The 22,283-nt window shown below is 62.0% G+C and carries 23 protein-coding genes and 2 pseudogenes; 12 read left to right on the forward strand and 13 right to left on the reverse strand.

Features of this window, described 5'->3' with window-relative positions; all coding sequences use genetic code 11:
- Positions 1-618: 618 nt before the first annotated feature.
- A pseudogene (locus NDJ82_RS00005) lies at positions 619-783 on the forward strand (signal peptidase II); the annotation flags it as partial.
- Between the two features lie 5 nt (positions 784-788).
- Here NDJ82_RS00005 and NDJ82_RS00010 read toward each other — a convergent pair.
- From NDJ82_RS00010 to NDJ82_RS00035, 6 genes are all read right to left on the reverse strand, one after another.
- Positions 789-1,109, reverse strand: coding sequence for a hypothetical protein (locus NDJ82_RS00010; protein WP_244643479.1), 321 nt, complete (start codon positions 1,107-1,109; stop codon positions 789-791).
- Between the two features lie 84 nt (positions 1,110-1,193).
- A complete protein-coding gene (locus NDJ82_RS00015; protein WP_244643481.1) occupies positions 1,194-1,937 on the reverse strand; it encodes an ATPase in 744 nt (247 codons plus the stop codon).
- Positions 1,934-2,224 (reverse strand): hypothetical protein, encoded by a 291-nt coding sequence (locus NDJ82_RS00020; RefSeq protein WP_150762284.1) that lies wholly within the window; start codon positions 2,222-2,224, stop codon positions 1,934-1,936. The genes NDJ82_RS00015 and NDJ82_RS00020 overlap by 4 nt, the downstream gene beginning before the upstream one ends.
- Positions 2,225-2,367: 143 nt before the next feature.
- Entirely contained in the window at positions 2,368-3,276 is a 909-nt protein-coding gene (gene glsB, locus NDJ82_RS00025) for a glutaminase B (RefSeq protein ID WP_158878083.1), read from the reverse strand.
- Positions 3,277-3,331: 55 nt separating this feature from the next.
- Entirely contained in the window at positions 3,332-3,484 is a 153-nt protein-coding gene (locus NDJ82_RS00030) for a hypothetical protein (RefSeq protein WP_158878033.1), read from the reverse strand.
- Positions 3,468-3,878 carry a hypothetical protein gene (locus NDJ82_RS00035; protein ID WP_099586937.1) on the reverse strand — a complete coding sequence of 137 codons (411 nt, stop codon included), beginning with the start codon at positions 3,876-3,878 and terminating at the stop codon, positions 3,468-3,470. The genes NDJ82_RS00030 and NDJ82_RS00035 overlap by 17 nt, the downstream gene beginning before the upstream one ends.
- Before the next feature lie 110 nt (positions 3,879-3,988).
- Between NDJ82_RS00035 and NDJ82_RS00040 the strand changes: the two genes are divergently transcribed.
- Together NDJ82_RS00040 and NDJ82_RS00045 are read left to right on the forward strand one after the other, a co-directional pair.
- Complete coding sequence (locus tag NDJ82_RS00040) at positions 3,989-4,849, forward strand: AraC family transcriptional regulator (protein ID WP_250924725.1); 861 nt, start codon at positions 3,989-3,991, stop codon at positions 4,847-4,849.
- Positions 4,837-4,962, forward strand: a pseudogene (locus NDJ82_RS00045) (ABC transporter substrate-binding protein); the annotation flags it as partial. The gene NDJ82_RS00040 and the pseudogene NDJ82_RS00045, both read left to right, overlap by 13 nt.
- 96 nt (positions 4,963-5,058) lie before the next feature.
- On the opposite strand, the gene NDJ82_RS00050 reads toward NDJ82_RS00045, so the two are convergent.
- From NDJ82_RS00050 to NDJ82_RS00060, 3 genes are read right to left on the reverse strand one after another with little or no spacing between them, the layout of a single operon-like run.
- Positions 5,059-6,534 carry an FGGY family carbohydrate kinase gene (locus tag NDJ82_RS00050; protein WP_250924726.1) on the reverse strand — a complete coding sequence of 492 codons (1,476 nt, stop codon included), beginning with the start codon at positions 6,532-6,534 and terminating at the stop codon, positions 5,059-5,061.
- Positions 6,535-6,538: 4 nt separating this feature from the next.
- Positions 6,539-7,471, reverse strand: coding sequence for a transketolase family protein (locus tag NDJ82_RS00055; RefSeq protein ID WP_099586940.1), 933 nt, complete (start codon positions 7,469-7,471; stop codon positions 6,539-6,541).
- Complete coding sequence (locus NDJ82_RS00060) at positions 7,461-8,297, reverse strand: transketolase (protein ID WP_250924727.1); 837 nt, start codon at positions 8,295-8,297, stop codon at positions 7,461-7,463. Before NDJ82_RS00060 ends, NDJ82_RS00055 begins: the two co-directional genes overlap by 11 nt.
- Before the next feature lie 361 nt (positions 8,298-8,658).
- Between NDJ82_RS00060 and NDJ82_RS00065 the strand changes: the two genes are divergently transcribed.
- The 7 genes from NDJ82_RS00065 (at position 8,659) to tal (ending at position 15,841) form a co-directional block, all read left to right on the forward strand.
- On the forward strand, positions 8,659-9,666 hold the full coding sequence (locus NDJ82_RS00065) for an ABC transporter permease (RefSeq protein WP_099586942.1): 1,008 nt from the start codon (positions 8,659-8,661) through the stop codon (positions 9,664-9,666).
- Between the two features lie 50 nt (positions 9,667-9,716).
- The gene (locus NDJ82_RS00070; protein WP_099586943.1) at positions 9,717-10,649 is read left to right on the forward strand and encodes a sugar ABC transporter substrate-binding protein; all 933 of its coding nucleotides are present in this window, start codon (positions 9,717-9,719) and stop codon (positions 10,647-10,649) included.
- Positions 10,650-10,664: 15 nt separating this feature from the next.
- Positions 10,665-12,173, forward strand: coding sequence for a sugar ABC transporter ATP-binding protein (locus NDJ82_RS00075; protein WP_250924728.1), 1,509 nt, complete (start codon positions 10,665-10,667; stop codon positions 12,171-12,173).
- 146 nt (positions 12,174-12,319) lie between these two features.
- On the forward strand, positions 12,320-13,084 hold the full coding sequence (locus tag NDJ82_RS00080; RefSeq protein WP_099586945.1) for an SDR family oxidoreductase: 765 nt from the start codon (positions 12,320-12,322) through the stop codon (positions 13,082-13,084).
- Between the two features lie 9 nt (positions 13,085-13,093).
- The gene (locus tag NDJ82_RS00085) at positions 13,094-13,894 is read left to right on the forward strand and encodes an SDR family oxidoreductase (RefSeq protein WP_099586946.1); all 801 of its coding nucleotides are present in this window, start codon (positions 13,094-13,096) and stop codon (positions 13,892-13,894) included.
- A gap of 45 nt (positions 13,895-13,939) precedes the next feature.
- A complete protein-coding gene (locus tag NDJ82_RS00090) occupies positions 13,940-14,893 on the forward strand; it encodes a sugar-binding transcriptional regulator (protein ID WP_032889554.1) in 954 nt (317 codons plus the stop codon).
- Between the two features lie 24 nt (positions 14,894-14,917).
- Positions 14,918-15,841 carry a transaldolase gene (gene tal, locus NDJ82_RS00095; protein WP_191946313.1) on the forward strand — a complete coding sequence of 308 codons (924 nt, stop codon included), beginning with the start codon at positions 14,918-14,920 and terminating at the stop codon, positions 15,839-15,841.
- 38 nt (positions 15,842-15,879) lie between these two features.
- Here the strand turns inward: tal and NDJ82_RS00100 are convergent, their stop codons facing one another.
- The gene (locus NDJ82_RS00100; RefSeq protein ID WP_158878041.1) at positions 15,880-17,064 is read right to left on the reverse strand and encodes a sugar transporter; all 1,185 of its coding nucleotides are present in this window, start codon (positions 17,062-17,064) and stop codon (positions 15,880-15,882) included.
- Between the two features lie 333 nt (positions 17,065-17,397).
- The gene (locus NDJ82_RS00110) at positions 17,398-18,396 is read right to left on the reverse strand and encodes a bile acid:sodium symporter family protein (RefSeq protein WP_112195827.1); all 999 of its coding nucleotides are present in this window, start codon (positions 18,394-18,396) and stop codon (positions 17,398-17,400) included.
- Positions 18,397-18,481: 85 nt separating this feature from the next.
- Between NDJ82_RS00110 and NDJ82_RS00115 the strand changes: the two genes are divergently transcribed.
- Both NDJ82_RS00115 and NDJ82_RS00120 read left to right on the forward strand, forming a co-directional pair.
- Positions 18,482-19,270, forward strand: coding sequence for an AraC family transcriptional regulator (locus NDJ82_RS00115; protein ID WP_191958898.1), 789 nt, complete (start codon positions 18,482-18,484; stop codon positions 19,268-19,270).
- 124 nt (positions 19,271-19,394) lie between these two features.
- A complete protein-coding gene (locus NDJ82_RS00120; RefSeq protein WP_250924729.1) occupies positions 19,395-19,826 on the forward strand; it encodes a hypothetical protein in 432 nt (143 codons plus the stop codon).
- An 8-nt stretch (positions 19,827-19,834) separates the two neighbouring features.
- Here the strand turns inward: NDJ82_RS00120 and NDJ82_RS00125 are convergent, their stop codons facing one another.
- Entirely contained in the window at positions 19,835-21,079 is a 1,245-nt protein-coding gene (locus NDJ82_RS00125) for a zinc-dependent alcohol dehydrogenase (protein WP_112195833.1), read from the reverse strand.
- An 83-nt stretch (positions 21,080-21,162) separates the two neighbouring features.
- Complete coding sequence (locus tag NDJ82_RS00130) at positions 21,163-22,281, reverse strand: carboxylate-amine ligase (protein ID WP_250924955.1); 1,119 nt, start codon at positions 22,279-22,281, stop codon at positions 21,163-21,165.
- Between the last annotated feature and the right edge of the window lie 2 nt (positions 22,282-22,283).

Consider the following 22,283-nt stretch of genomic DNA (forward strand, 5'->3'; position numbering starts at 1 on the left):
GGCACAGACTTCGGTAACTGGCTGACCTTCATCCAACACCATGCTGGCGGCCTTGAGCTTGAACTCACTCGAATAAGATTTACGCATATCCAAACACCTCAAATTTGGGCGCTATCATAGCGCCCGATTGAAGTGTCCAAAATCATTAGGCCAGTTCAGCTTGCCCCCGATGAGGCCGTTTCAGTTGATGCATCTTTGGCTGACACACTGCTATCGGGGGCAAGCCCTAATGCCAGTCAGTTAAGGACGAACACCGTACCTGTGGCGAGGGAGCTTGCTCCCGCTGGGCCGCGAAGCGGCCCCAAAAATGGGACTGCTGCGCAGTCCAACGGGAGCAAGCTCCCTCGCCACAGGTTACTTTTTGCCCTTTTATCTCTTAACTGACCGGCATTAGGGCAAGCCCCCTCCCACAGGGATAGCACTTCGCCCCAGACTCTCAGAGTTTTCCCACGACTGTTTCAGGTTGTCGCTCGGAACGCGGCCTGAACGTAGACGGCACCAGGCGCCTGAGCTATCTTCGGGCGCTCCTCTCGACAGACCCGGAACAGGAAGTTACCGCTTGAGCACCTCCCCCCTGCTGCGAAGCCGACCCTTCGCCCTCCTCGCCGGCACCGCACCGCCAACCTGATCGACCGGGTGTTTCGCGACGGCCATGTGGTTGATTACATGGTCCTGAACGTCGGGCCAGCGCATACCGGAGTGTTCAATATTGCGGATATCGCGATTACCGTCGGTGCGTTGTACCTGCTGATCGACCTGTTCATGAAGCCGCGTAAAGCCTAGGTGTATCAGTATTGCTCCCCCTCATCGCCTCGAATTTCAGCGGCGAGGGCCTGGGCGATCGCCTTGGCCTTAACGATGCTCTCGTCGCTGTATACAAATGAAATTTGGCCACTGCGATAATCGAAATAGTATTCCTGCTGCGTGGTGGGAGAGGTCCAGTAAGCCGTTTGGTTACCGCTGATGGAGATCGTCGCTCCTGTCGTGGGATTAATGGCAGTCACTTCGTCCTGCAGCACGATGGTTGGGTCACTGGCACACAAGGCGCGCCACTCTTCAGGTTCTATTGCATTGCTTTCGGCACGGGCGATGTGGAGTTCATAGGCCATAAAAATATCCATCAGAAAAAAGGGAAAGATTCTTGAACTGCTAAGGCAGCCTAATACTTCCTTTAGCGTTTTGCCCTTCGATGTCTACGTCAACTTATCAATGACATACTGCTGAAACCACGCAGGCTGAGTGTCCGCCACAATATCGATATCCTCGCCTTCTGTAATCTCGGCAAGTTGCGCAAAGCTGGGCTCGCCGTCTTGCGAATTGTCAAAAATATAGGCCCGATTGGACAAGAGAATCGCCTCTGACAAGTTTTCCAAAGAGCGCTTATAACGAGATCGAATCTTTTCCGGTGGTACATCATGACCACCTATAGAGGCCCGGTAGGCAACCCGGGCAACGTTAATATCAGCATCTGCGGTAGCAACGTAATAAACGTATACCCGATAGCCGGCAGCTTTAGCCTGCCTTAACAACTCAATCTTGCTGCCGTCCGACATGACTGTCTCGAATGTAAAACTCACGCGTTCTTCAATCAGAGACACCCGAATAAAGTCAGAAAGAGCAGAAGCTATATAAGAGTCGATGTTGCGTGAAGCAAAAATGATCCGCTCACCCTTGGCGACCAGATCATCCAGTTTGGCGAGGGAATCGGGAAATTTTGAAAGCAGTGAATGACTGCGCAAAAACGTGATGGCACGCTCGGCGTAGCGGTATAACCCGAAGACGGCAAAGTCAAAAATACCCGTTTCACGAATGCCCAACTCAATCGCGTCAGGATTGATGTAGTTGACCAGCAAGTGCGCCGGGACTTTCGAGTTGAATGTGCTCTTTCCACTCCCGTTCGGGCCGGCGAACATACGGACACGGGGGGTGGTACTCAAGCCTGAATCTGCGCCTGGGCAGACCGACGGTCCAACAAGGATTTTTTGGTTTTCAAGCGAGTGCCTGCCTTGAGAGTGCCGTAGGTTTCCACAGGGCGGATAACCAAAGTCTCCGTATTGGAAACTTTAACCAACTGACCAGCGCGAACCACAAGCACGGACTCACCCTTGGAAAGGGCAACCTCGTAGGCATCCCTGAATGCTTTGGCCGCAATGGAGGGAATGCTCGATTCCTGGGCAAGAATCTGTGCTTCGGTAATTTGGGGCTTAACTTTTTTACGTGACATGCTGGTCTCCGGCTCAGGACAAGGGCTGATCAATGGCAATGAGCATAGATCACCTCAGGCGTCGAACGCTGGCTCGACTTTACCTCAATGTGTGTCCCATGTCCTGCTGTGGGCTGCCCAACACCCTCTAAGCGGCTTCGCACTCAAAACACCGACCACCCAATCCGCTCACTCAACAATTCCAACGCCCTGATCCCCGCCAGCGAGTTCCCCGCCGCGTTCAACTCCGGCGACCACACGCACACCGTGAACTGCCCCGGCACCACTGCGACAATCCCGCCGCCGACCCCGCTCTTACCGGGCAACCCCACGCGATAGGCAAAATTGCCCGCCTCGTCATACAGCCCGCTGGTGGCCATGATCGAGTTGACTTGCTTGGTCTGGCGCGCCGTGAGGATCTGCTCGCCGCTGTGGGCGCTGGTGCCCTCGTTGGCCAGGAAGCTGAAGGCCTTGGCCAGGTCCAGGCAGCTCATCTGCAAGGCGCAGTAGTTGAAGTAGCTGTGCAGCACCGCGTCCACGTCGTTATGGAAGTTGCCGAAGGACTTCATCAGGTAGGCCATGGCCGCGTTGCGTGCGCCGTGCTGGGCTTCGGAGTCGGCGACAACTTTGTTGACCAGGATATGCGGGTTGCCCGACAGGCGCCGCACGAAGTCGCGCATCGACAGAATCGGCACGGCGAAGCGCGATTGGTTGATGTCGCAGATCACCAGTGCGCCAGCGTTGATGAAGGGATTGCGTGGCCGGCCGCGTTCGAATTCCAGCTGTACCAGGGAGTTGAACGGCTGCCCGGACGGCTCGTGGCCCAGGCGTTCCCAGATGCTTTCGCCGCCATGGTCGATGGCCTGCACCAGGCTGAACACCTTGGAAATGCTCTGCACCGAGAACAGCGTATCGGCATCACCGGCGCGGTAGGCCGAGCCGTCGTTGCCGTATACGGCGATGCCCAGTTGGTTGGCCGGTACATCGGCCAGCGCGGGAATGTAATCGGCAACTTTGCCGAGGCCGATCAGTGGGCGCACTTCGTCGAGGATCGACTCCAGCAGCGCCTGCATGTCTTGTCCGGTCATCTTGGTTTGGATCAGTGGTTGGCGGGGCGCGCAGGATACTTCAATGCGCGCGGAAGCCCCACACAATCTCCACCATCCGCTCGGCCACCACCCGATAAACCAGGATCAGCAACAGTTGCACGGCCAGGTGATAACGCAGCTGGGCCAACCCCGCCACAGGGCCGTGTCGCGCGCCTTCAAAAATGCGCCACATCCGACACCCGCTCATCCAGCACATCCCGCGCCAGCGCCCAGGCCTGGTCCTTGGACTCCACCACCAGCAACGGATAGCCCCAGGCCTTGCCGAACATCAGCGCAAACGGTTTGAGCGCCAGGCGTTTGGCGGCGCTGGGTTCTACCTGGATCATGCCTTTGACGAACGTGTGCAGCGCCTGTCGGTGTTTCTTCATCCAGATCGAGGCTTGCTTGCGTTGTTCATGGGAGTGTTCGTAGTCGTTTTCGTCCACGGCTTTTTCGTGCAGCAGCAGGAAGGATTGCTGCCGTGCCAACAGGTCTTCAAAGACCCGGAAGGCGTCCTCCGGCCCGCCTTGGTTCGGGGCATCGAAGACGATTTTGACTACAGGGAACGTTGTACTGTCGAGTCGCATGGCAAAGCTCCTTAATGAGAGTTGATCTCACTATAAGAAAGCCCGCGCTGGACGGCATTGCACAGAATAGCCAGACTATTTCGCAATTCGGCCAACTTTCGAGACCTGCCATGAAACACCTGCGCCTTGATCTGCACGACCCGCTGCTGGCCAAGGATGCCGATGTGGTTCAGCGCGCCGTGGTGGCCGTGGGCGCCAGCAGCGCGTCGGACACCTGGGAGCACACCCCGCACACCCATCGCAAGGGCCAGTTGATGTACACCCTGCGCGGGGTGATCCACTGTGAAATCGAGGCCGGGATATGGATCGTTCCGCCGCAATGCGCGCTATGGATTCCCGGTGGCGTGTCGCATTCGGCGCGGGGCAATGGCGAAGCCCATGTGTATTGCCTGCTGATCGACCCCGATGCCGCAGGCGCCCTGCCCGCGCAATGCTGCACGTTGGGCGTGTCGGGTCTGTTGCATGAGTTGATCAGCAAGGCGATCAGCTTCCCACAACTGTACGAGGTCGACGGCGCCCAGGGACGGTTGATCAACACGCTGTTGGATGAACTCGCCCAAGCCCCACTGGAAGCCCTGCACCTGCCGATGCCCCAGGACTCACGCTTGCGCCGCCTGGCCAATAGCCTGCTGGCCGACCCGGCCGACAAAGCCACCCTCGGCCAATGGGCCATGCGTATCGGCATGAGTGAACGCAGCATGACGCGCCTGTTGCTGGAGGAACTGGGCCTGAGTTTCGGCCGCTGGCGTCGGCAGTTGCATGTGATCCTGTCGTTGCAACGTCTGGCCTTGGGCGACAGTGTGCAGCGGGTGGCTCTGGACCTGGGTTATGAAAACGCCAGCGGGTTTATCACCATGTTCCGCAAGACCGTAGGCCAGCCGCCGGCTCGCTATCTGGCGGATCGGGCCGCGATGAGCTGGCACGAATTCCCCAGCGGCCTGCCGCTGCTCGAAGCGCCGGACAATGGGTGAAAAACCATCCGCAGGACGCGGCGAAAGTGCTGGGACCCCTGTGGGATAACCTGGATGTGGCCACGGTTGAAGCGGCAAACGCGCACCGCAGCTATCAGGTGCAACCGGTGACGGTGGGTGACAGTTACAGATGAGCTGACTGATAAACCGCTATCGGGGGCAAGTCGAATCGTCGCACCGCCCCTCCCACAGTTGATCTCCACGGGTCTTTAGAGAAGGGTGCGGGCCAAGGCCTTTTTCCACTCTGCGTAACGGGCTGCCATCGCCGGATCATCCTGCGGCTCAAAGCGCTCGCGCTGGCGCTCCAACTGCCCTAACGCTTGATCACTCGCCCAAATCCCCAACGCCCTGCCCGCCAGATGCGCTGCGCCCAACGCCGACACTTCCGGCGACAGGCTGCGCACCACCGGGCGTTGCAGCAGGTTGGCCAGGAACTGCATCAGCCAACGGTTACGCGTGGCGCCGCCGTCCACCCACAGTTCCTTCAACGGGCTGCCGATGTCCTGCTGCATCGCTTCAAACACATCACGAATCTGATAACCGATGGACTCCAGCGACGCCCGCAGGATATGCGCGCCTGAGGTGGCTTCCGTCAGCCCGCAGATCAATCCACGTGCATCGGCTTTCCAATGCGGTGCGCCCAGACCCGACAGGGCCGGCACGAAGTACACGCCGCCATTGTCCGGCAGTTGCGCCGCTTGTTCGGTCAGGGCATCCAGGGATTCGCCGGCCACCAGCCGCGAGGCCCACTGCACGGCAGCGCCGGTGTGGACGATATTGCCTTCCATGCCGAAGGTCGGCCTGCCGCCGTCATGCCAGGCCAGGGTGGTCGACAGCCCATGGGTGGACGCAATCGGGCCGCTCATGGGCGTCATCAAGGATGAGCCGGTGCCGAGGGTGGCCTTGACCAGCCCCGGTGCAAAACCGCCCTGCCCGTACAGCGCGGCGTGGGAGTCGCCGATCATCGACATCACCGGGATGCCCGCAGGCAAGCCGCCCAACGCGACGGTTTCGGCGAAGAAACCGGCGCTGGGCTGGATCGGTGCCAGCGCCGCCAACGGAATGGCAAACAGGTCCAGCAACTCGGGATCCCAGGCGCAGGTGTGCAGGTTGAACAGCTGCGTGCGCGCCGCGTTGGAATAGTCGGTGGCAAACACCCGGCCGCCACTGAGCTTCCACAGCAGCCAACTGTCGACCGTGCCCAGGCAAATCTCACCCGCGGCGGCGCGGGCGTGGCCGTTGTCCAGATTGTCGAGAATCCAGCGGAATTTGCCCGCCGAAAACATCGGGTCGAGGGCCAAGCCGGTTTTTTCGAGGATGAGCGCCTCATGCCCCTGCTCATGTAGTTGGGTACACAACGCCATGGAGCGGCGGCATTGCCAACTGATGCACGGTGACAGGGGCTCGCCGGTTTGCCGGTCCCAGGCCACCACGGATTCACGCTGGTTGCTGATCGCCACGGCCGTGATGGGCCGATCCACCTGGGCCAGGCATTCTTCCATCGCGGCCAGGGTGCTGTGCCAGATAAACAGCGGGTCCTGTTCGGAGAAACCGGCCTGGGGATGGCTGACGCTCAGTGGCCGCGAACCGCGAGCAATCACCTGCCCCAGTTCATTGACCAGCACCGCCTTGGCGTTGCTGGTGCCTTCGTCTATCGCCAGGATCAGCGGAGTGTTGTTAGTCATGGGTTCACCGCAACCGAGTGGCAGCCGCCACAATCCCAGCCGCGTCGATGTTATGCAAGGCGCGGGTCGGTTCACGGGCGCCGGCAGCGGCGTATTCGCCATCGCCGATGCCCAGGCGGATCAGGGCAATGCCCAGCCCGGCTTCGGCCAGCACTTCGGCGACCAGGCTGCCGACGCCACCGTTGATATTGTGTTCTTCCACGCTGATCACCGCGCGGGTGCCGCTCAAGGCGCTGAGCAGTACCTCGCGCTGCAACGGCCGGATCGATGACAGGTTGATCACCTGAGCCTGGATGCCCTGCTCCGCCAGCAAGGCGGCGGCGTCCACGGCTTCATGCACCACCGAGCCCAACGCAACGATGCTCACATCCGCGCCCTGGCGCAGGATATCCACCTGACCGGGTTGGAAGTGGTAGTCGCCAGCGTGTACGTCCGGCAAGGCTTTACCGTCGAGACGGATATACACCGGGCCGTGGTAACGCAGCGCGTAATCGACAATCTGCCGACACTCGATGGCATCGGCCGGCGCGAAGATCTGCACATTGCCAAAGCCGCGCATCACCGAAATATCGTCGAGGCTGTGGTGGGTGCTGGCCAACGGGCCGTAGCTGGTACCGGCGTTCAGGCCGAACATTTTCACATTGGCCTGGTTGTAGCAGACGTCCACCTTGATCTGCTCATTGGCGCGGGAAATCAAAAACGGTGCCGCGTTGCAGGTGGCCGCAATCTTGCCACCCAGGGCCAACCCCGCCGCGACGCTGACCAAGGACTGCTCGGCAATCCCGACGTTGATCAAGCGCTCCGGGAAGCGCTGCACAAACGGGCCGATCTTGGCCGTGGACGTGGAGTCGCTGACCACTGGCACCACATCCAGCCCGGCGTCGACTGCGTCAATAAAGGCCTGCACCATGACGCTCGCCAAATGTTCACTCGCCATGGTTCAACTCCTCCAGTGCCGCATTGATTTCATCGCCCTTGGGCACGCGGTGGTGCCATTCAGGGCGGGCTTCGATAAAGGACACGCCCTTGCCTTTGATGGTGTGGGCGATCAGCACCTGGGGCGCGCCGGTTTGGGTCTGCATGCGTTCCAGGGTGTCGATCAACTGGCCCACGTCATTGCCATCGCACTCGCTGACGGTGAAGCCGAAGGCGGCCCATTTCACATCCAGCGGGTCGAGCGGCATGATCTCGGCGGTCAGGCCGGCCAGTTGCAGTTTGTTCTTGTCGACGATCACAAACAGGTTATCCAGCCCGTATTTGGCGGCCGCCATGGCGGCTTCCCAGTTGGAGCCTTCGGCGAGTTCGCCATCGCCGGTCAGTACATAGATGCGCTTTTTGCTGCCGCACATCTTCGCCGCCAACGCCAGCCCCACCGCCACCGGCAAGCCGTGGCCGAGGGCGCCGGTGTTGAGTTCGATACCGGGGGTTTTCTGGCGCACCGGGTGGCCCGGCAAGTGGGAATTGAAGTGCTGGTAGGTGGGCAACCATTCGGTGGGGATATAGCCCGCCTGCGCCAGGCAGCAGTACAAACCGCCCACACCATGGCCCTTGCTCTGGATATAGATATCGCGCTCAGGGTCTTCGGTGCGTTCCGGGCCGGTATTGAGGATGCGGAAGTACAGGGTGGCGAGGATGTCGGTTTCCGAAAGGTCCGCCCCGGTGTGGCCGCCGGCCGGTGAGTCGGCGTTTAGGCGGATCACATGACGGCGGATCAGGCGGGCCTGTTCCTTGATCTGGTGGGCGTCGTACTGGAAGGCATTCATGCAGCGGCTCCTGTGGGGCTGACCACGTGAGGTAAAAGCGTCCAAAGCTGTTTTGAATATTTATTCAGCAGTGACAATATATTTCTATTTAGACGCTGATCGTCCGCGCGGTCAAGTGAGCGATCCACGGAAAAATCAAATAAATCGAAGAAAGATCCCTCGGACAAACGGGCAAAATCCCACACCGGCGGGTCTATCCCGTGGCTTTGGCCGGGATAAAAGCACCGGATTAGAGGCATATCCGAAAAATTAAGCGCTTGACTTTGACACGGTGTCACTGGAATCTGAATTAACAGTCAGGCACGCATAAATATTCATGGCGCCTGAAAGCACTCCAAAAAAAATAAATCAGGAGAACACTGTGGACGCCAAAGCTATTGTCCAGCACCCGGCCGAACTCAAGCCGCCACCCCGCCCACGGTTGGTGAAACTGCTCCCCAGCAATATCGGCGGCCCGCTGATCGGTCTTGTGCTGCTGGTGCTGGTCTTCTCCTTCAGTTCCGAATTCTTCTTCTCGTTGCGCAATGGCCTGAACATCCTTGATCAGGTCACGGTGCTGGGCATCCTGGCGATTGGCATGACGGCGGTGATCGTCATCGGCGGCATCGACCTGTCGGTAGGCTCGGTACTGGCCTTCTCGATGATGATGCTCGGCTGGCTTTATCAGGATCAGGCCGTGCCGCTGGGCTTTGCGATTCCGATCTCGATCGCCACCGGCATGCTCGCCGGGCTGGTGTCCGGGGGCTTGATTACCTACGCCAAGTTGCCGCCGTTTATCGCCACGCTGACCATGATGTCGGTGGCGCGTGGCCTGGCGAACATCCTCACAGAAGGCCGGCAGATCGTCGGTTACCCGGAGTGGTTCACCAGCCTGGCCACGGTGCGGCATTTCGGTTTTCTCTCGGCCACCGTCGGGCTGTTCCTGGTGATGTTGCTGGTGGCGTGGGTGTTCCTGCGCTTTCGTGCCGGTGGTCGCAATCTCTATGCCATGGGCGGCAGCCCGGAAGTGGCGCGGCTGTCCGGCATCAAGGTACGGGCGATTACCTTGTGGGTGTACGCCATCAGCGGCGCCCTCGCCGGGATCGCCGCCGTGACCCTGGCGGCGCGCCTGGACTCCTCGCAACCCAGTGCCGGCCTGAGCCTGGAACTGGACGCCATCGCCGCCGTGGTGATTGGTGGCGCCAGCCTCAGCGGCGGCGTCGGCAGCATCGGCGGCACCCTGGTGGGCGTGCTGATCATTGGCGTGTTGCGCAATGGCCTCAACCTGCTCGGCGTTTCCCCGTTTATCCAGCAAGTGGTGATCGGCGTGGTCATCGCCCTCGCCGTGACCATCGACACCCTGCGACGCCGTTCCAGCACTGCCCGTTAACCCTGTTCGACAGTTGACACCCTCCAACAATAAAACCAGGAGTCACCGACATGTTCAGCCCCAAGAAACTGCTTATCGCCACTGCTCTGGCGGCCGCGACCCTCACCGCCACCGGCACCACCTGGGCCAAGGACCTGACCATCGGCCTGGCCGTGGCGAACCTTCAGGCCGATTTTTTCAACCAGATCAAGCAATCGGTGGAGGCCGAGGGCAAGGCCAAGGGGATCAAGGTGATCACCGTGGACGCCCAGGGCAACTCCTCCACCCAGGTCAGCCAGATTGAAGACCTGATCACCCGCCAGATCGATGTGCTGATCTACATCCCGGCCGGTGCCACCGCGGCGGGTGTGCCGGTCAAAGCCGCCAAGAACGCCGGCATTCCGGTGATCGCCGTGGACCGCAACGCCCCCGACGCACCCGGCGATACCTTTATCGCCAGCGACAGCGTGGCCGGCGCCAAGACCCTGGCCGAATACGTGGGCAAGATCACCGACGGCAAGGGCCGCATCGCGATCCTGCAGGGCCAGCTCGGCACCACCCCGGAGAATGATCGCGCCAAGGGTTTCGAAGAAGGCCTCAAAGCCTTCCCGGACCTCAAGGTCGTGGCCCAGCAACCGGCCGAATGGGCCCAGGACAAAGGCTTCGCCGTGGCCCAGGACCTGCTCCAGCGTGACCCGAATATCACCGTATTCTTCGGCCGCGCCGATGCCATGGCCCTGGGTGCTGCCCAGGCAGTGAAGGTCGGCAACCTCGATCACAAGGTCGTAGTGGTCGGGTTTGACGGCGACGTGGCCGGGCTCAAGGCGGTCGAAAGCGGCGTGCTCAACGCCACCATGACCCAGCAGACCCAGAAAATGGGGCGCCTGGCCGTGGCCTCGGCAATTGACCTGAAGGCCGGCAAAGCCGTACCCAAGGAACAACTGCTGCCCACCGTGCTGACCACCAAAGAAAACGTCGCGCCGTTCCTGCAACAGCACCCGTAAGCCTTGGAGGTCGTCATGCAAGCAGCCGCTCTGGAGAGCAGCACCGATGCGGTGCTGTGCCTGCGCAATATCAGCAAGGCCTACGGCCCGGTGCAGGTGTTGTCCCAGGTCAATGTGGATATTCGTCCCGGTGAAGTGCTGGCCCTGCTCGGCGAGAACGGTGCCGGCAAGTCGACCTTGTCGTCGATCATCGCCGGCCTCGTGCAACCCGAAGCAGGGGGCAGCATGACCTGGCTCGGCGCGCCGTATGCACCCGCCTCGCCGGGCGCGGCACTGGGCGCGGGTATCGGCCTGATCCACCAGGAAATCCGTCTGCTGCCGCAATTGTCGATCGCCGAGAACATCTTTGTCGGTCGCCTGCCCATGCGTCATGGGCGGGTCGACCGCGATTACATCGAGGCCCAGGCGCAGATCCAACTGGAACGCCTGGGGCTCAACGTGCCGGCGTCACGCAAGGTCGAAGGCCTGAGCGTGGCGGCCCAGCAATTGGTGGAAATCGCCAAGGCGCTGACGTTGAAGGCCAGCCTGCTGATTCTCGATGAACCGACCGCCGCGCTGGGCGCCGAAGAGACCGAGCTGCTGTTCAAGCAGGTCGAACGGCTGAAAGCCGAAGGCGTGTCGTTTATCTATATCAGCCATCGCCTGGAAGAAATCGCGCGTATCGCCGACCGCGTGCTGGTGCTGCGCGACGGGCGCCAGATCGCCCTGCACGCCACCGCGCAAGTGCCGGTGCGCGAGCTGGTGGAACAGATGGTCGGGCGCAGCCTGGAGCGGATTTTCCCCGCCTTGCAGGCGCCGCAGGAGCAGGTGATGTTGCAGGTCAAAGACCTGACCTGCCGCGAATTCGCCCTGCACGGCATCGACTTCAGCGTGCGGGCCGGCGAAGTGTTCGGCATTGCCGGGGTGGTCGGCGCCGGACGTACAGAGCTGGTGCGCACCATTGCCGGTGCGGCCCTGGATATCCAGGGCCACATGGTGCTGGACGGCGAAGTCCGGCAGCTGCGCAGCCCGTTTGAAGCAATCCAGGCCGGCGTGGTGCTGGTGCCTGAAGACCGCAAGCAGCAAGGTGTGGTGGTGGAACATCGCATCGAAGACAACCTGGTCTACGGCAACACCGACCTGCTGGACAAACGCGGCTGGGTGCTCCCTGCCCCGCTGCGTGAATTTGCCCGCAGCGCGGTGGCGCGGCTCGGCGTGAAAGGCGCACCGCAGTCGCGGATTTCCAGCTTGTCCGGCGGTAACCAGCAGAAAGTGATCATTGCCAAGTGGCTGGCGCGCAATCCCAAGGTGTTCATTCTGGATGAGCCGACACGGGGCATCGACGTGGGTGCGCGGGCGGCGATCTATGAAGTGATTGCGGATCTGGCGGCCAAGGGCATGGCGGTGATTGTGGTGAGTTCCGACCTGGATGAAGTGCTGGGGCTTTCACATCGGGTGATGGTGATGAGCCGAGGCCGGCAGATGGGAATCCTGGAGCGCGGCGAGGCCACACCGGTTTCAGTCATGGAAATGGCCACCGCGTAACTAAAGTCCTACAGAGATTCAAATGTGGGAGGGGCTTGCCCCCGATGGCAGTGGTTCAGTTACAGATGCATCAACTGACACTCCCTCATCGGGGGCAAGCCCCCTCCCACAGGGGTTCCACTGTGATTTCAAGATTGGAGTAATTCATGCAGCTTTTTAGTCTTCAGGGCCAAGTGGCCTTTGTCACCGGTGCCGGCAGCGGCATCGGCCAAGCGATTGCCGTTGGTCTAGCCGAAGCCGGTGCCGACGTGGCGTGTTTTGACCTGCCCGGCAGCCCCGGCATCGCCAGCACCGTCGAGCGCATCCAGGCCCTGGGCCGTCGCGCCCTCGCCCTGAGCGGCACCGTCACCGAGCGCGCCGCGCTGGATGCAGCGGTCGCGCGAACCGAGCAAGAACTCGGCGAACTCAGCGTGGCCGTCAACTGCGCCGGCATCGCCAACGCCCAGGCCGCCGAGGACCTGGAGCTGCAACGCTGGCAGACCACCCTGGACATCAACCTCACGGGCATCTTCCTCAGCTGCCAGGCCCAGGCCGCCGTGATGTTGCCGCGCGGCAAAGGCGCCATCGTCAATATCGCGTCCATGTCGGGCAGCATCGTCAACCGTGGCCTGCTGCAGGCGCACTACAACACCTCCAAGGCCGGGGTGATTCACCTGAGCAAAAGCCTGGCGATGGAATGGGCCGACAAGGGCCTGCGCGTGAATTGCATCAGCCCCGGCTACACCGCCACGCCGATGAACTCGCGCCCGGAAGTGGCCGACCAGGTGAAGATCTTTGAACAGACCACGCCCATGGGCCGCATGGCCAGCGTGGACGAAATGGTCGGCCCGGCGATCTTTCTGGTCAGCCAGGCCTCGTCTTTCTGCACCGGCGTCGACCTGTTGGTCGATGGCGGTTTTGTGTGCTGGTAGGAGTTGATCATGTCGCAACGATTCAGCGGTAAAACTGTAGTGATCACCGGCGCATGCCGTGGCATCGGCGCCGGGATTGCCGAGCGTTTCGCCCAGGAAGGCGCCAACCTGGTGCTGGCCTCCAACGACCTGGAGCGCGTGACCTTCACCGCCGAGCAACTGGCCGGGGAATACGGCGTGAACGCCCTCGCCCTCGGCATCGATGTCACCGACGAAAGCGATATCGAAAAGCTCTACCGCGAAGGCCACGCCCGCTTCGGCAGCATCGACGTGTCGGTGCAGAACGCCGGCATCATCACCATCGACCACTACGACAAAATGCCCCGCGCAGACTTCGACAAGGTGCTGCAAGTCAACACCACCGGCGTGTGGCTGGGTTGCCGGGAAGCGGCCAAGTACATGGTCAAGCAAGGCAGCGGTCGGTTGATCAATACCTCGTCCGGCCAGGGTCGCCAGGGCTTTATCTACACGCCGCACTACGCCGCCAGCAAGATGGGCGTGATCGGCATCACCCAGAGCCTTTCGCTGGAGCTGGCGCCGCATAACATCACGGTCAATGCGTTTTGCCCCGGCATCATCGAAAGCGAGATGTGGGACTACAACGACCGCGTGTGGGGCGAGATCCTCAGCACCGACGAAAAGCGCTACGGCAAGGGCGAGTTGATGGCCGAATGGGTCAAGAACATCCCCCTGCGCCGTGCCGGCAAGCCCTCGGATGTGGCGGGCCTGGTCGCGTTCCTGGCCTCGGATGACGCGGCGTACCTGACCGGTCAGGCGATCAATATCGACGGCGGCCTGATCATGTCTTAAGGGTTTGGTATCCTCACCGACATTGTTTCACTCACTGAGGCCTTCATGAGCCAGATCGAAGAACAGCGCCTGATCACCAAGATCGCGAGCCTCTATTACGAAGAAGGGCTCAAGCAGTCCGAAATCTCCACGCAACTGGACCTGTCCCAGTCCTTTATCAGCCGCGCCCTGCGCCGGGCGCTGCAGGAAGGCGTCGTGAAGATCAGCGTGATGCGCCTGCAAGGCCTGCACCTGGAGCTGGAAACCCAACTGCAACGCCGCTACGGCGTGCGCCGGGTGATCGTGGTGGAAGCCACCGAGCCCGGCAATGACGAAAGCATCAAGCAAGCCATCGGCTCGGCCGCCGCCCACTACCTGGAAACCAGCCTGTCGCCCCAGGACCATATCGGTATTTCGTCGTGGAGCAGCACCATCCGCGCCATGGTCGGCCACCTGCACGCGCAGTCGGGCAAGCAAGGCGCCGAGGAAGTGGTGCAACTGCTGGGCGGCGTCGGCAACAAAGGCGCGTTCGAAGCCACGCTGCTGACCCAACGCCTGGCCACCCTGCTCAACTGCCCGGCGTATTTGCTGCCGTCCCAAAGCATCGAACAGTCGGTGCAGAGCAAGCAGCGCATCGTGCAGATGGAAGAGGTCAAGGAAGTGCTGCAACGCTTTGACAGCATCACCCTGGCGATTGTCGGCATCGGCGACCTGGAGCCCTCGCAATTGCTGCGCAACAGCGGCAACTACTACACCGAAGACATGCTGCGCCTGCTGGCCGAGCGCGGCGCGGTGGGTGATATCTGCCTGCGTTACTTCGATGCCCAGGGCAAACCGGTGCTGGAAGAAGATGAAGAATTCGTGGTGTCGGTGGCGCTGCCCAAGCTGCGCAGCATCCACCGCGTGCTCGGCCTGGCCGGCGGGCTGAACAAGGTCCAGGCGATTCGCGGCGCGCTCAAGGGCGGCTACCTGGACATCCTGATCACCGACCTGGATACCGCACAGGCCCTCAACCAATAACCTTTTTTTTGGAGACAGCCGCTCATGACGTCCAAGCTCGAACAACTCAAGCAATTCACCACCGTGGTCTGCGACACCGGCGATCTGGAAGCCATCAGCCGCCTGCGCCCGGTGGACGCCACCACCAACCCGTCGCTGCTGCTCAAGGCCGCCGCCATCCCGGAATACGCCGAGTTGCTGCGTAACGCGGTGAGCGTGTCCGAAGGCGATGTCGACCTGGCCTGTGACCGTTTCGCGGTGTCGGTGGGTTGCGGCATTCTCAAGGTGATTCCGGGGCGTATCTCCACCGAAGTCGACGCACGCCTGTCCTTCGACCAAGACGCGCTGTGGGCCAAGGCCAACCAATTGATTGCCCTGTACGACCAGGCCGGTGTCGGCCGCGACCGTGTGCTGATCAAACTGGCGTCCACCTGGGAAGGTATCCGCACCGCCGAGCGCCTGGAAAAAGCCGGCATCCAGACCAACCTCACCCTGCTGTTCTCCTTCGCCCAGGCCCAGGCCTGCGCCGACGCCGGGGTGTTTTTGATCTCGCCGTTCGTGGGCCGCATCTACGACTGGTACCGCAAGAGCACCGGCCTGGACTACACCGGCGCCGAAGACCCGGGCGTGCAGTCAGTGACGCGCATCTACAACTACTACAAGGCCAACGCCATCCCGACGGTGGTGATGGGCGCCAGCTTCCGCACCCTCAGCCAGATCGAACAACTGGCCGGCTGCGACCGCCTGACCATCAGCCCGGACCTGCTGCAAAAGCTCGCCGAAGATAACGCCCCGCTGGAGCGCAAACTGCAACCGGGCGCGGCGGGCGAAGCGCGTCAGCCGTTGAACGAAGCACAGTTCCGTTGGGCGTCGAATGAAGATGCGATGGCCACCGAGAAGCTGGCGGAAGGCATTCGACAGTTTGCGCGGGATCAGGAGAAGTTGGAGAAGGTGTTGGCGGCGCTGTAACACCGCCCTCGTCAGGAGCGAGCTTGCTCGCTCCTACATCAGTGTGGCGCCACACCCGTCCCAAACCTGCGAATCGCCAGGCAATACCCCGCCAACGCCACCGCCGCCAGCAACCCGCCCGCCACGCCGATCCAGGCGAAGCCGAAGTGGCTGCCGACCCAGCTGCCCATCAGGGCGCCGCCGCCGATGCCGATGTTGTAGATGCCGGAGAACATCGCCATGGCAACATCCGTGGCGTCCGGCGCCAGTACCAGCACCTTGGATTGCATAGCCAGGCCGAAGCCCATGATCGCCATGCCCCAGAAAATGCTCAGGATCACCAGGTACGACTCGGCGCCGCTCAGGGGCAGCATCAGCGTCAGGCACGCGGCGAGGATAAACACTGCGCCGACCACAAACAGGTGCGGGTTGAAGCGGTGCACCAGGCTGAACAGCAACGAGCCGATGATGCCCGCGCCGCCGAAGACCAGCAGGATCAGGGTCACGGCGCCGCCATCCATGCCGGCCACGCCTTCGACGAAGGGTTCGATATAGCTGTAGGCGGTGAATTGCGCAGTCACCGTGAGCGCGGTCAGCACGTACAGCGCCACCAGCGCCGGGCGCTTGAACAGCAGCGGCAGGCTGCGCAGGGAGCCGGAGTTCTGGCTCGGCAGCGGCGGTAAGGTGCGCGCCAGCCAGAACACCAGCCCGGCCGCGAAAACACCGATGACCAGGAAGGTGGTGCGCCAGCCCATGGCTTCGCCGAGCAGACGACCCAGGGGAATCCCCAACACCATCGCCAATGACGTACCGGTCGCCAGTAACCCCAGGGCCTGCACCTGCTTGCCTTCCGGCGCCAGGCGCACCGCCAGGGACGCGGTGATCGACCAGAACAACGCATGGGACAAGGCAATGCCGACGCGGCTGACCATCAGCAAGCCAAAACTGTTGGCGACGCTGGAGAGGATATGGCTGACGATAAACATGCCGAACAGCACGATCAGCAATTTGCGCCGCTCGACGTTGCGCGTCAGCAGCATCACCGGCAGCGAGGTCAGGGACACGATCCAGGCGTAAATGGTGAGCATCAGGCCGACGCTGGACACGGGCATGTCGAAGCTCGCACCGATGGCGCTGAGCAGGCCGACCGGCACGAATTCGGTGGTATTGAACACAAACGCGGCCAGCGCAAGGGCGATGACCGGTTGCCAGTTGGCTTGGGGGGTTGCGGCTGAAATGCTCATTGAAGGGCGAGGTACTCTGGCGATGATCGAGCGGCCACCCAGGACAAGCGCCGCCGCCCGACATTCTATAGGTTTCTCGGCCGGCTGTTGACGCTCATCCCCCTCAAAATACCTTCAGTTTTGTCACGGTGCGGTCACGGTGACCACATAGTTCCCGGACTGAATGGGCTTACCGGTGCTGTCTACCACCCGATACCGCTGGTCGTAATATCGCCCGCCGCCGCTGTCGGCCACCAGCCTCACGTTGCCCGCGGCGTTGACCGTGGTGACCGGCCGTACGTCGAACTGACTGCCTCGTCGCTTTAAGGAACGACTGGTAGACAGGCCCGACTATTAAGGTTCCACCCGTCCCATCAACTCGGGAATGCTCTCCGGCCGATTTGCGTACCGCTGTGCCAACGCCGCACAGACCATCAATTGAATCTGGTGAAACAGCATCAATGGCAGGATCAGCACGCCCATGCTCGCCCCGGCAAACAGCACCTGGGCCATGGGTACGCCGGTCGCGAGACTCTTCTTCGAGCCGCAGAACAAAATGGTGATGCGGTCCTCCTGACTGAAGCCGAACGCCTTGCCCAGCACGCTGGAAGCCACCAGCACCAAGGCCAGCAGCACACAGCAGGCGACCACCAGACCACCCAGTTCCCACAGCGGGATCTGGTGCCAGATGCCTTCATTGACTGCCTCGCTGAACGCGCCGTAGACCACCAGCAGGATCGAGCCCTGATCGACAAATTTCAGCCAGGCTTTGTTGCGCCCAACCCATTCGCCGATCCAGCGGCGCGCGATTTGCCCTGCGATAAATGGCAGCAGCAACTGCACGCTGATTTTCAGGATTGCGTCGACGGTGGAGCTGCCTTCACCGTGCACATTGAGCAACAACGTCACCAGCAACGGCGTCAGGAAGATACCGAACAGGCTCGACGCCGCCGCGCTGCAAATCGCCGCGGGGATATTGCCCCGCGCCAATGAGGTGAAGGCAATTGCCGATTGCACGGTGGCCGGCAAGGCACAGAGGTAAAGCATGCCCATGTACAGGTCTTTGCCGATCAGCGGCGACAGCACCGGCTTGAGCGCCAGGCCCAATAAGGGGAACAGCACGAAGGTCAGGCTGAACACCAGCAGGTGCAGGCGCCAATGGCCGGCACCGGCGACGATGGCCTGGCGCGATAGCTTGGCGCCGTGCAGGAAGAACAGCAGCGCGATGGCCAGGTTGGTAACCCAGCCGAAAGCCACGGCGGTCTGGCCGCTGGCGGGCAGCAAGGACGCGAGGATCACCGTGGCGATCAGGGTCAGGGTGAAGTTGTCGGGCAGAAAACGGGGGCGTGTCATAAGCAGATCTTCCAGGGGTTGCCAAGAGCGTCACCGCGACTCTAACGTAACGGCCTGTTACCGACTAACGCCAATGAGCCAGTAAATGCCGCCTAAAGGACATGACAAGACCGTGCGCCGCAGTATCCCCGGGCTGTCCAGCCTGCCACGGCCGGTGTATGGGCGAACTGAATCCTTGCCCAATCGCGCGTTGACCCGGCGTCACAGTCACCCGTGGGTGCAATTGTCTTACGCGATTTCCGGGGTGCTGGAGATCCAGACCAGCGCCGGCCGTTTTGTCGCGCCGCCGCAGCGGGCGGTGTGGATCCCGGCGGGCATGCCACACCGGGTGTACAGCTCGCCCCACACTGAAATGCGCAGCTTGTATCTGGATTGCAGCGTGACCGCCTGGGCCTCGCAGCTTTGCCATGTGCTGGAGGTGAGCAGCCTGTTGCGCGAATTGATCCGCAGCTTCAGCGAAGTGCCGGTGGAGTATGCCGAGGACGGTCCAGATGGGCGTCTGGCCCAAGTAGTCCTGGACCAACTCGCCGCCGCGCCCCACGTGGACTTGATGCTGCCCCTGCCCCTCGACCCGCGTTTGCGCCAGATCTACCGCAGCCTGAACCTGCGCCCGGAGCAACAGACCACCTTGGGGCACTGGAGCGAAAAACTGGGGGTCAGCGAAAAGACCCTCAGCCGCTTGTTCTTGAAGGACACCGGCCTGACCTTCCGCGCCTGGCGCCAGCGCTTGCGACTGTTGAGCGCCCTGCCCGCCCTGGAGCAAGGCGAGCGGGTGACGGATGTGGCGCTGGGGTGCGGGTATGAGTCGACGTCGGCGTTTATCAATGCGTTTCGGCAGCAGTTTGATGCCACACCGGGTGAGTTCTTTCGGTGAGCCCTCACACCCTGAATACCCCCGACACCCGCCCGCTCTGCGTGGAAATGCTGTTCCACACTTCGCCCGGCTGCTATTGTGCCGCGCTTTGAAAAATGGCCACCGACCTGCGAGGAAATGCACGTTGAACACTGACGAAAAAATGACCGGGGACCTGTTCGAGGTCGATAAGCGCCTGTCACTCAAACCCGTGGTGGACTTCAACACCTACCTGCGCAGCGCCTTTGGCGACGGCCCGTGCACCTGCATCCGCTGCACCGCCAGTGGCGGCGACGAAAGCGGCGATGCGTTCCAGCACATGTTCACCTTCGACGGCAAACCCACCCACCGTCGCTTCGCCTCCACGGCGGGCAGTGATGTGTTGATGGCGTTGAAGAGGGCCTGGTTGTCTTACACCAAGGCCGAGTTGCCGCTGAGCGGCGTGCTGACGCTGGAAACGGTGAAAGAGTTTGTCGAACCGCAGTTGCACAAACGCCTGGCACCGCTGTTTCTGGCCAGCGGGTTGGTCAAGGCGGTGGACACTGAGCTGCACCTGCAACCACAAGCCGCCGCCTGACGGGCCAGCTAGGCCGGGCGGGCAGCGCCCACGTTGAACCCTGGGGTCAGCGTGTCCAGCGGCTCAGCCACTGGCCGCTCGTCGATCCCCGGCAGCAGGATGACCTTGCGGCAATCCTCTTCGCCCTTGTCGAACAGCTCATAACCTCGCGCCGCCTGCTCCAGTGACAGGCGGTGCGTGACGATCGCCTCTGGGTTCAGGTGCCCCAACTCAATATGCTCCAGTAACTCCGGCAGAAAACGCTGCACGTGGGTCTGGCCCATCTTGAACGTCAGGCCCTTGTCGAACGCGTCGCCAAACATGAACCCGTGGATAAACCCGGCGTACACCCCCGCCACGCTGACCACCCCGCCGCGGCGCACGGCGGCGATGCACTGGCGCAAGGCCTTGCCGCTGCTGCCTTCGATCTTGAGCGTGGTCAGGATGGTTTCGGTGGTGCTGCCCTTGGCCTCGAAGCCGACCGCGTCGACCACCCCATCGACGCCGCGCATGCCGGCGGTCTGGCGGATGATGGTGTCGGCAGGGTCATCGTCCTGCTCGAAGTTGATCGGGATCACGCCATACATTTTCTGCGCGTAGGCCAGGCGGTACGGGTGGTCGTCGACCATGAAAATCTGCTCGGCGCCCAGCATCTGTGCGCACGCGGCGCTGAGCAGACCCACCGGCCCCGCGCCATAAATCGCCACGCTTGAGCCCTGCCCGATCTCGGCGTTGGTCACCGCCTGCCAGGCCGTGGGCAGGATGTCGGAGAGGAACAGCACCTTTTCATCCGCCAGCAAGCCAGGCACCTTGAACGGCCCGGTATTGGCCTTGGGCACGCGCACCAGTTCGGCCTGGCCGCCGGGAATGCCGCCGTAGAGACGACTGTAGCCAAACAGTGCCGCGCCCGGTGGGATCGCCTTTTTATTCAGGATCGCACCGCGCCCATCGTTGGTGGTTTCGCAGGCGGCAAACTGCTGGAGTTGGCAGAAGAAACAATCGCCACAGGCGATCACAAACGGGATCACCACCCGGTCGCCACGCTGCACCGCCGTCACCGCCGGGCCGGTCTCTTCAACAATGCCCATGAATTCATGACCGAAAATATCACCGTGTTCGACCGTGGGGATCTTGCCCCGGTACAGGTGCAGATCCGAGCCACAGATCGCCGTGGCCGTGACCCGCAGAATAATGTCGTCGGCTTGCTCAATGATCGGATCGGGCACCGTGTCCACCTGCACCTTGTGGGCGCCCTGGAAAGTCATCGCTCGCATGCTCTGCGCTCCTGCTCTTGAGGGATTTATTATTAAGGGCCACACAGACGGCGAGTGTTCACTTGGCCTGGGCCAGCACCCGATCAGTGGTCAGCGCGGCTCTGGGCCAGCAGACGGTCGACCACCTGTTGCAGGCACGCAAACGCTTCGGCGCCCGAAGCCTGGGCGGCGGCGTGGCAGTGCAGTTGCTCGACAGCGCTGTTACCGCCGTCCAGCAACCTGTGCAAGGTCTCAAACAGCTGCGGCTCCCCCAGGGCGTCAGCGGTGGCCGCGAAGGTGCGTTCGGCCTGTTGCAACCACTGCTCGGCAGTGCCCGTTGCGCCGTGATCGTCCAGCGCAAAGGTGCCGGCAGCGCCGTAGCGCTTGGCCTGCCATCGGTTTTCCTGGAGCAGCCAGCGGCTTTCGGCGGTGAAGTCCACACCGGGCGATGGCAGGCCACAGGCATGGGTGACCATCACGCGGTAAAACGTGGCCAGGGCCAGGGCGTCGGCCATCCTGGGGCAAGCATCGGTCATGCGCAGTTCCAGGGTCGGGTAGCGCGCCGCCGGGCGAATGCCCCACCAGCCGTTGCCATCGGCCTTGATCGCGCCGATGCGTTGCAGCAGTGCCAGGTACCGCTGATACGCGGCCCAATCGGCAAAGTGTTCCGGCACGCCCATGCGCGGCCATTCATCACAAACGGCCTGGCGGTAGCTCATGAACCCTGTGGGCGCACCGTCCCAGAACGGCGACGAGCAACTGAGCAGCAACAACAATGGCAACCAGGACGAAACCTGATTCATTACCGCAATACGGTCCACATCCGTCGGCACCGCGACATGCACATGCAAGCCGCACAGCACGCTGCGCCGCGCGACGTGCTGGATAGCGTCGAACAATTGCCGGAAATGCGCGCGCTCCGTGGGCGCCTGCTCACGCCAGTCAGCCAACGGATGGCTGCCGGCACACACCACACCCAGGCCGAACTCGCCGAGAGATCGGGCCAGGTCATGCCGCACCGTCGCCAGGTACTCCGCCGCCTCATGGCTGGTGTGGAACACCGGCGATGCCACCTCGATCTGCCCTTGGAACATTTCATCCGCAAAGCCTGCGCCAATAGCCTTCCGGCAGGCGGCCAAGACCGCCGCCGAAGGCTCGGCCAGCATGCGCCGGGTGTGCAGGTCGGTGATGAAATACTCCTCCTCGATGCCGAAGGTGAGCATCG

This window comes from Pseudomonas sp. SR18 (assembly GCF_023701505.1).
GTDB lineage: Bacteria > Pseudomonadota > Gammaproteobacteria > Pseudomonadales > Pseudomonadaceae > Aquipseudomonas > Aquipseudomonas cyclaminis.

Coding starts and splice junctions, on each gene's coding strand:
- NDJ82_RS00010 (WP_244643479.1), bottom strand. CDS start 1,109: ATGGCCTATGAACTCCACATCGCCCGTGCCGAAAGCAATGCAATAGAA.
- NDJ82_RS00125 (WP_112195833.1), bottom strand. CDS start 21,079: ATGCGAGCGATGACTTTCCAGGGCGCCCACAAGGTGCAGGTGGACACG.
- NDJ82_RS00035 (WP_099586937.1), bottom strand. CDS start 3,878: ATGCGACTCGACAGTACAACGTTCCCTGTAGTCAAAATCGTCTTCGAT.
- NDJ82_RS00030 (WP_158878033.1), bottom strand. CDS start 3,484: ATGTGGCGCATTTTTGAAGGCGCGCGACACGGCCCTGTGGCGGGGTTG.
- NDJ82_RS00040 (WP_250924725.1), top strand. CDS start 3,989: ATGAAACACCTGCGCCTTGATCTGCACGACCCGCTGCTGGCCAAGGAT.
- NDJ82_RS00115 (WP_191958898.1), top strand. CDS start 18,482: ATGCCGCCTAAAGGACATGACAAGACCGTGCGCCGCAGTATCCCCGGG.
- NDJ82_RS00055 (WP_099586940.1), bottom strand. CDS start 7,471: ATGGCGAGTGAACATTTGGCGAGCGTCATGGTGCAGGCCTTTATTGAC.
- tal (WP_191946313.1), top strand. CDS start 14,918: ATGACGTCCAAGCTCGAACAACTCAAGCAATTCACCACCGTGGTCTGC.
- glsB (WP_158878083.1), bottom strand. CDS start 3,276: ATGCAGGCGCTGCTGGAGTCGATCCTCGACGAAGTGCGCCCACTGATC.
- NDJ82_RS00090 (WP_032889554.1), top strand. CDS start 13,940: ATGAGCCAGATCGAAGAACAGCGCCTGATCACCAAGATCGCGAGCCTC.
- NDJ82_RS00080 (WP_099586945.1), top strand. CDS start 12,320: ATGCAGCTTTTTAGTCTTCAGGGCCAAGTGGCCTTTGTCACCGGTGCC.
- NDJ82_RS00060 (WP_250924727.1), bottom strand. CDS start 8,297: ATGAATGCCTTCCAGTACGACGCCCACCAGATCAAGGAACAGGCCCGC.
- NDJ82_RS00085 (WP_099586946.1), top strand. CDS start 13,094: ATGTCGCAACGATTCAGCGGTAAAACTGTAGTGATCACCGGCGCATGC.
- NDJ82_RS00100 (WP_158878041.1), bottom strand. CDS start 17,064: ATGAGCATTTCAGCCGCAACCCCCCAAGCCAACTGGCAACCGGTCATC.
- NDJ82_RS00075 (WP_250924728.1), top strand. CDS start 10,665: ATGCAAGCAGCCGCTCTGGAGAGCAGCACCGATGCGGTGCTGTGCCTG.
- NDJ82_RS00130 (WP_250924955.1), bottom strand. CDS start 22,281: ATGCTCACCTTCGGCATCGAGGAGGAGTATTTCATCACCGACCTGCAC.
- NDJ82_RS00070 (WP_099586943.1), top strand. CDS start 9,717: ATGTTCAGCCCCAAGAAACTGCTTATCGCCACTGCTCTGGCGGCCGCG.
- NDJ82_RS00050 (WP_250924726.1), bottom strand. CDS start 6,534: ATGACTAACAACACTCCGCTGATCCTGGCGATAGACGAAGGCACCAGC.
- NDJ82_RS00110 (WP_112195827.1), bottom strand. CDS start 18,396: ATGACACGCCCCCGTTTTCTGCCCGACAACTTCACCCTGACCCTGATC.
- NDJ82_RS00020 (WP_150762284.1), bottom strand. CDS start 2,224: ATGTCACGTAAAAAAGTTAAGCCCCAAATTACCGAAGCACAGATTCTT.